At 53.3% G+C, this 7,647-nt stretch carries 6 protein-coding genes; all 6 read right to left on the reverse strand.

Annotated elements, in window-relative coordinates; all coding sequences use genetic code 11:
* Nucleotides 1–102 precede the first annotated feature (102 nt).
* Nucleotides 103–1,740, reverse strand: a complete 1,638-nt coding sequence (locus tag B5F94_RS15135; RefSeq protein WP_242965696.1) for a recombinase family protein — start codon at nucleotides 1,738–1,740, stop codon at nucleotides 103–105.
* A 23-nt stretch (nucleotides 1,741–1,763) separates the two neighbouring features.
* Nucleotides 1,764–2,540 (reverse strand): recombinase family protein, encoded by a 777-nt coding sequence (locus B5F94_RS15140; RefSeq protein WP_087331333.1) that lies wholly within the window; start codon nucleotides 2,538–2,540, stop codon nucleotides 1,764–1,766.
* Nucleotides 2,541–2,543: 3 nt separating this feature from the next.
* Nucleotides 2,544–4,091, reverse strand: a complete 1,548-nt coding sequence (locus B5F94_RS15145; RefSeq protein WP_087331335.1) for a recombinase family protein — start codon at nucleotides 4,089–4,091, stop codon at nucleotides 2,544–2,546.
* Between the two features lie 69 nt (nucleotides 4,092–4,160).
* Nucleotides 4,161–4,307, reverse strand: coding sequence for an SHOCT domain-containing protein (locus B5F94_RS16795; protein WP_006574319.1), 147 nt, complete (start codon nucleotides 4,305–4,307; stop codon nucleotides 4,161–4,163).
* Nucleotides 4,307–6,235 (reverse strand): ATP-dependent DNA helicase, encoded by a 1,929-nt coding sequence (locus tag B5F94_RS15150; RefSeq protein ID WP_087331337.1) that lies wholly within the window; start codon nucleotides 6,233–6,235, stop codon nucleotides 4,307–4,309. The genes B5F94_RS16795 and B5F94_RS15150 overlap by 1 nt, the downstream gene beginning before the upstream one ends.
* 385 nt (nucleotides 6,236–6,620) lie before the next feature.
* Nucleotides 6,621–6,962 (reverse strand): DeoR family transcriptional regulator, encoded by a 342-nt coding sequence (locus tag B5F94_RS15155; RefSeq protein ID WP_087331340.1) that lies wholly within the window; start codon nucleotides 6,960–6,962, stop codon nucleotides 6,621–6,623.
* Between the last annotated feature and the right edge of the window lie 685 nt (nucleotides 6,963–7,647).

The raw sequence follows: 7,647 nt of genomic DNA on the forward strand, positions 1-7,647 counted from the left end.
GTGTTCCTGCTCGTAGAAGATGTCCGGGCGGAAGCGGCGGAAATCTCCGTGTGTATCCCCTGTAATAAATATTTCCATAAGTAGTTGCTCCTTGTTTCCATTTTAGCACATGGTCTGCTGGATCTCTACATCACTGTATCGGAATTTGATTCGAATTGTTTCCGCGTCGACTACGGTTATCCGCTCAACCAGCTGCCGAACAATCCCGTCATCATACTGTTGGAAGCCACTGAGGTGTTCCTCCAGGTAAGCTGTTAACTCTGCCATACGTGAGTCCTCGCTGATCCTGTTGGCCGCTTCCGTCTTTACTGCATCGATCTGTGCCTGCAGGTGCTGCTTTTCTTCCAGCAGGGTCTTGAGCTGCTCCGTTATCGTTAGGTCATCCATATTGGCCAGAGCCTGATCCAACAGTGTATTCTGCCGTGCGGTCAGCACTTCCAGTTCGTGTTCCAAGTCCAACAGGTCGTCGCCATCTCCTCCTGGGACACATACCATTCGGAGCGTTTCTGCAAGTTCTTCCTGCAGGCCATTGCTTGCTTCGACTACCCGGTTGAGCGTCGTGAGAATAGCGGCATGCAGTTTGTACTCCTCTACGGAAGGCGACTCATGGCAGTATTTTTTCCCAAACTCCAGCCGGGAGACACACCGCCAGACGATCCGTTTGACGCCGTTCCTGGCCCAGGTACACCGCTTATAGGGGGAACCACACTCCCCACAGACCAGCCGCTCACTGAGCGCATACTTGGCGGAATACTTGCCCTGTTCTGTTTTTCCGCTTTTCTGCAGAATCTTTCGCTTGCTGGTCCGCCGTGCCATCTCCTCCTGTACCCGCTGGTAGATGTCCCGCGGGATGATAGCAGGGTGGTTGTCCTTGATGTAATACTGCGGCAACTCGCCGGTATTCTTCTTGACCTTCTTGCTGATGCAGTCTGTGGTGAAGGTCTTTTGCAGCAGGGCATCTCCCGCATACTTTTCATTGGTGAGGATGTTATGCACGATCTGATGGGACCATGCCTTGACACCCTTTGCGGTGGCGATCCCATTCTGGGTAAGTTCTCTCTGGATCTGGCCCTCACTGCATCCATCCAGGTACCGGCGGTAGATTCGCCGCACCACCTCGGCCTCCTCCGGCACGATCTCCGGCTTGCCGTCCGCTCCTCTTTGGTAGCCCAGCATGGATCTGTAGTGGAAGTTGACCTTTCCTTCTTTCATTGCCATACGGATGCCCAGCTGGATATTGGAGCTGAGGGATTCGCTCTCGGCCTGGGCAAAGCCGCTGAACAGGGTGATGAGGAACTCGCTGGATTCTGTGAGTGTGTTGATGTTCTCTTTTTCGAAGATGACCCCGATCCCCCTGGCCTTCAGCATCCGTACAGTCTCCAGGCAGTCCACTGTATTTCGTGCGAAACGGGAGAGGGATTTTGTCAGGATGAGGTCGATCCCGCCCCGCTTGCAGGCGGTGATCATCCGGTTGAATTCTTTTCGCTTCTTCATACTGGTCCCGGTGATCCCCTCGTCCGCGAAGATCCCGGCCAGTTCCCAATCCGGGGATTCCTCAATTTTCTGGGTGTAGTAGGCTTTCTGGGCGGTGTAGCTGTTGATCTGCTCCTCGCTGTCGGTGCTGACCCGGCAGTAAGCCGCCACCCGCTGCCTGCCATGGAGTCTCGTCTTGTTGCCTGCTACATTGGACCGTGATGCCGGAATACGGTGGACGGTGCGTTCCAGTGATGTCTGTTCCATTTTGCTGTCCTTTCTGTTCCTAATCAGAAGTGTACGGTGATTGCTTTATCTGTTCCGATTATGATATGGGAGACCGTTCGTTCGAAGCGCTCCCAGTCGATTTGGTCGGGCTGCGTTTGGCTTACAGCCGTATCCACACCATTATCACAGCAGGCATACCGGGCAGCTGCCCCTTGCAGGATGTGGGAGAGAGCCTCCTTACCGTCTCCTGGCTGTTCCAACGCCCGGTTAATGGCGTTGGCCAGGCGAATGGCCTCCGCAGAGGGCGCGTATGGCTTACATACGGGCGTTTCATGTACCGCAAGCTGCCGTGCCGTCTGCGCAAGCAGTTCCTCCTTCCCGACAACAAATGCGTTTCTGCAGGCAGAACATTTCAGATGGACGTTTCCGGTATGCCCGATTGGCCCTCCGGTTCGGAGCAGGCGAGTCTGACAGCATCCGCTTCGCAGCTTTTGCCATAAGCCATCCGATTCCGTCCGGCGTGGAAACTTCCCACTTGTCTTTTCAGAGATCTTTTCCTGCACTTGCTGGAAGGTATCTTGGTCAATAATGGGTGGATATCCATTTCCTCCGGCATAGCGAGAGTTTTCCAGCATTCGCTTGATTTTGTGCTTATTCCACAGCGGAGATTCCTGAGAGAAAGGGATGTTGTCCGCATTCATCCGGTCTGCTAGTGCCTGATAGGATAACCCGGCCAGATAGGTGGTAAATATATTTTGAACAGTGAGTCGTTCCTCCTCCTGGATGACCAGATCGCCGTGTATGATCTGGTAGCCATACAATATCTTCCGATTTGCCATTGCCTACGCCTCCAGTGTTTCTTGGAATTCAAATCCGCCATATAGTTGAAAGCGGATGGTGCTCTGGGTATCTACAACGATTCGTTCCACCAGCTTGGTGAACAGGATTTCGTCAAAGCTGGACAGAGTCTCTGGTCCGTTCCGGATAGTATCAATCGTCAGGCGAATTGCATCGACCTGCTCATCAATATCCTCATTGCAAAGCAGCTTTCGTCTCTCCCGTCGTAGTTCTGTCAGCTTGGCATTGAGTTCCGCCTGCTTTGCGGATAAGGCAGCCTTGTCCAGGAGACCTGCCGTGTGCAGCTTTGTGAGGTGGTAACTCTGCTCGGATGCCGTGGCGATAGCTGTGTTGACCGCCAGCATGGCCGGGTTGCCGCGGTGCAGGGCATCTGACAAAGTCTCCATTTGCCTCAGCACAGGTGACAGCACGATGCCGTCATGGGTGCGAAGCTTACGATACATCCGGAGGAATGCCGCATGGATGCTGTCCTCGCTGATCCGTCCGTTGGGGCAGTCGGCGGCTTTTCTGTCATGCTTGCGACATACCCAGGAGACGTATCCAGCTTTCGAAATTCTCCGCATGTACAGCGTCCCACACTGCCCACAGATGATCTTCCGAGCAAGCGGGGTCTGATCATGTGGAATCGACTGTCGCTCTGCCCGCCGTTTCAGCAGTTCCTGAACTTTTTGAAAGTCCTCATAGCTGATGATGGCAGGGTGGGTATGTTCTACATAATATTGGTCCGCTTCGCCATGGTTGTCTTTCCTGCGATATGGAAATGTGTTGGTTGTGTAGGTTTTCTGACAGAGGGCATCCCCAATGTATTTCTCATTTGTTAAGATCTTTCGAATGGTCTGCTGATGCCATTTTTGTCCACCATGAAGGGGGGCAGGCCCATTCTTACTTAACTCCCGGGCGATCCACTCGGAGCTATATCCTTTTAGATAGGCTGCAAAGATCCACTTTACGATCTCTGCCTGGTCCTCTACGATTGCAAGATTCTTACCATCAACGATTTGGTATCCAAATGGTGCGGAGCAGGTAATAAACTCCCCGCGCTCCATGCGGCGCTGATAGCTCATACGTTGGTTTTTGGAGATGGAGATGGATTCCTCCTGGGCTAGAGAAGCAGAAACGCTCACCATCAGTTCTGAGGTGAGCGTTCCAGTGTCGATATTCTCTTTTTCAAATTTCACGGTCACGCCCAGCGAGGAAAGCTCCCGCAGGGTGGCGAGACAGTCGCGGGTATTTCGGGCAAATCGGGAGATGGACTTGACCACGATCTTATCGATCTTGCCCTTCCGGCAGTCTGCCATCAGGCGGTTGAAGTCTTCCCGCTTATCCATCCGCATGCCGGTCAGGCCCTCATCTGCGTAGATGTCCACCAAATCCCAGCCATCGTGGGCGTTGATCGCCTGCGTATAGGCCCGGATCTGGGCGGCGTAGGAGTGAAGCTGGTCCGCAGAGTCGGAGCTGACCCGGCAATAGGCTGCTACCCGCAGGGTGTCTGGTCTCGCTGCCTTGGGTGGGATCACTTGTACTTCAGCCATTTCTCATTCGCCTCCTTCCATCTTTTTCGGCAACGAAACCATACCACACCCCTGCGGGAATAGCCAGCACTATTCCCAAACAGTTCCGGGTCGGTATCGTTCTGCGGACAGCCGTTTGGCTCTGGCCAGTTCTTCTTTGGTCAGCAGGCCGTCTGCAGCCATCCGTTCCCACAGGCCCACCGATAACAGGTAGCGCAGTTCGTTTCGAATCTCCATCACGCAGCCTCCTCAAAGTAGCTCTCATCCTTGACTCGCCGGATAAACCGTTCTACCGCATAGATGCTGCTAGTGATAGGCATTTCGGGCAGCGCGGATCGAACATCCCGGAAGTAACGGCTGCCCTTGGCGGCTCGTTCATCCAAAATGGCGATGGCACAGGTGTCAGTCTCCAAGCGGATGGCTCGTCCGAACCCTTGCTTGAGTCTAATCTGCATCTCCGGCACAGCCACGGCCCGGATGAACGTGCGGAGATCAGGATATGCCTCTCTCTTTTTTTCTTGCAAGGCGTCCGGATATTGGAACGGTAGTCGGGGGATGACCAGCAAAGAGACACAGTCTCCGGGAAAGTCAAAGCCCTCCCAGGCAGCACCGGTGGCAAACAGGACACTTCCAGGTGCCGCCTTGAACTGGGCCATGGTGTGCGGGGCGTTCCGCCCCATAGTGAATAGGGGGAACGGAAGAAGCTGTTGCTTCAAACGATCCTTCACAGCGGACACGGCTGCATAAGAAGTGAACAGTACCAACGCATGGCCGTGAACCGCAATCAGTAATGTACGGATCTCCTCGGCCAGCTTGGCAAAATAGTCCGCTTCGTGCTGCCTGGGCGGCATCGTAGGAAAATAAAGCAGGCAGTTTTTTCGGTAATCGAAGGGAGAGGGAGAAATAGATTCCTCCACCCGAGAGTTATCAGTGAGGCCAGCTTCCTCTTTGAAACGACAAAAGTCTTTACCTATGGCCAACGTTCCGGAAGTAAGGAGGACAGGCTGGGGCTGTGACCAGAGCGTTGCTTGGAGCTGGGCGGCCAGGTCGGAGATGGAGGCGCACAGCAATGTGCCGCCATCGTCATCCGCCGCAGTGTAGAATACCAGGTCAGAGCGTTCCTCCAAAAACAGATGGACTGCGGAGGATATCCGATCCAATTCCTTTCTGGCGGTTGGTGTCAGTACCCCGCCGAGCTGCCTCTGGATGGTAGCCAGGGTTCGGGCTGGTCCTATCATGTGTCGGACATAGTCCGAAAAAGGGCGGTTACCATCAGGGGGCAGAGACATGAGCTTCAAAAGCGCCGATGCCATATCAGCCAGGGATTCCGATGCCAGCAGATATCGTTCCGCCCGTAGGGTGCGGATCAGCGTGCGGATGTCCTTGGCTGCCAGGGTAATGCCAAACATCTGCCGGGCAGTCTCAGGCAGCTTGTGTGCTTCATCAATAATCAAAGCGCCGACGTCCGGCAGGATGGGGCGGTGACCGCTGCCACGATGAATGGCGTCTGCCAGCAGCAGATTGTGGTTACAGATCTGAAACAGATAGCGGTCAGAGTTGCAGGCTTCCATATAGCAGAGGTACCGGCAGCCATCCCGGCGGCAATCACACACGGAGGGGACACATACCCGGTTTCGATCATATTGGCTGAGATGGGGGGCTTGGTCTGTGTCCAAATGATCCCGCAGGGAGAGGAGGGCCTGGGCAGCCAGCGGATTTTTTCGCTCCAGGTCTACCTGCCGCAGGCGGCGCATCAGACGCTCATCACAGACATAGTGGCCTTTTCCTTTTCGAATGACCGCCCGGATGGGGGCCTGGATCAGCTTATCCTCCAAAAGAACAGAGGAGAGGAACGGGATGTATTCCTCCCTTACCGCCGTTTGCAGGGCGATGCTGGAGGTGGAAATGAGGATGGGCTGGAAAGGGATGTTCTCCCGGTTCAACGCACGAGAAAAAGAAACACCAGCCACCAGATAGGCGTAGGTCTTGCCGATTCCCGTCCCCGCGTCACTTAAAGCGATTTTGCTGTGAATCATGGCATCCAGCATCTTGTGGCTCAACTCGATTTGGCTGGGCCGGGCCGTCATGCAGTGGCTTGGGAAGAGGTCCTGAAAGATATGGTCGATCTCATGATGTGCGACCTGCCTGTTATGATAACTAATCATTTGTAAAATCTCCTTGAATAAGTGAGTTATTTTTCTTTTTCATTATCGTCGTATTTGCAGCTCGCCCCCCGACGATGGGGAACAGTACGGATCGGCTTCCGGCAAGAGGCCGCACGGGCTTTTACCTGGAGTCTCTACTGCTTTCAACTCCGGGGCAGCGCCGCCTGTCTTACGCGCAGGCCAAGCGAGGTGTCTCATTGTGTACCCAAACAGCGTCATTGCAAAAGCGCGTGCCATAGCGCCCCCATGCAGGTGGCGTTCTCGCTCGGCCCAGGGCAGATGCCCTGGGTGTCATGGCGCGCGCTGCATGACGCTCGACTGTTCGGGTGGTTCTCCGTACTGTTGGTATGAACTTTTCAAGGTGCCGTGGAGCGGCGGCGCTCCTTCAGGAAGCGAAACGGGCCAGGATCTGGTTCATTTCATCCAGGTCCTCGCCATGCAGTCCAACTGCTAGTCGCTTGAGCAGGGCCGTCTGCTTGGGGGATAGTTTAGGCCGGTCCTGGAAGTACCAGTCGGCCATCTTTACCCCGCCGCCATATCGGCCCCGGACTGTCTCAAGGGGGTAGGTGAGTGTGAGCTCTTCAATGTCACGGCGGATCGTCCGTTCACAAACGCCGAGTTCCGTCGCCAGATTCTGAACGGTATCGCTCCGCCGCTGGCACAGCAGGTTGATGATCTGCTGCTGCCGGTCGTTGATTCTCACACTCTCACCCCCTTTCACCTCCATGGCCGAATCATACAGGGTAAAGAGGACAGGCCATGTCCGGATTAGAAAATTTTTTTGAAAAATGAGTCTGGCCTTGGTGGACATAGGTAAGCGTAAAAACAGTTGGCGACTTGTCAGGGTACCGCTACCTGGTTTGGCTCCGTAACAACGCACCTGGTTTGAGCAGGACAGCTATCTCAATGCCTGCGCACTGAGATGACGGCCTTTTTAGATGCCCGAAGATTTACGGTTACTTCCAATAGGAAAAAAGAGCCATGAACAGCGAAATTAATTTTCGCTATTCATGGCTCAATTTTATTTCATAACGAACTACATCACATTGAGTAACTCGTCTTAAAAATATTGCTTATTATGTTTTAACAAATTTCTCTAGTCCAAGGGACTGCATTCTTTCGGCATCAGTATCCGAGCAAACTTCATAAAACTGTTGGTAGGTTAATGTATCAGTATTTTTATCAAGGAAGTATATCAGCATAAAATCCTTACAATATTTTTCACTAACATATACTTCAAAATCAACTCTCATGCCTTGGCCTATAGTATCGTCATCTTTTTCATAAAATTCATTAGGCCATGTTTGAAAAACAAAAGTTGCACAAACGGATATGATTTAGTAAACTATTGATATGGGAACAAAACGATATGAACTCACAGAAAGTGAATGGAATCGAATCAAAGATATGCT

Origin of the sequence: Flavonifractor sp. An4 (genome assembly GCF_002161755.1) — a bacterium.
In the GTDB taxonomy this organism is placed as follows: domain Bacteria; phylum Bacillota; class Clostridia; order Oscillospirales; family Oscillospiraceae; genus Flavonifractor; species Flavonifractor avicola.

Coding starts and splice junctions, on each gene's coding strand:
- B5F94_RS15135 (WP_242965696.1), bottom strand. CDS start 1,740: ATGGAACAGACATCACTGGAACGCACCGTCCACCGTATTCCGGCATCA.
- B5F94_RS15140 (WP_087331333.1), bottom strand. CDS start 2,540: ATGGCAAATCGGAAGATATTGTATGGCTACCAGATCATACACGGCGAT.
- B5F94_RS15145 (WP_087331335.1), bottom strand. CDS start 4,091: ATGGCTGAAGTACAAGTGATCCCACCCAAGGCAGCGAGACCAGACACC.
- B5F94_RS16795 (WP_006574319.1), bottom strand. CDS start 4,307: ATGGAGATTCGAAACGAACTGCGCTACCTGTTATCGGTGGGCCTGTGG.
- B5F94_RS15150 (WP_087331337.1), bottom strand. CDS start 6,235: ATGATTAGTTATCATAACAGGCAGGTCGCACATCATGAGATCGACCAT.
- B5F94_RS15155 (WP_087331340.1), bottom strand. CDS start 6,962: ATGGAGGTGAAAGGGGGTGAGAGTGTGAGAATCAACGACCGGCAGCAG.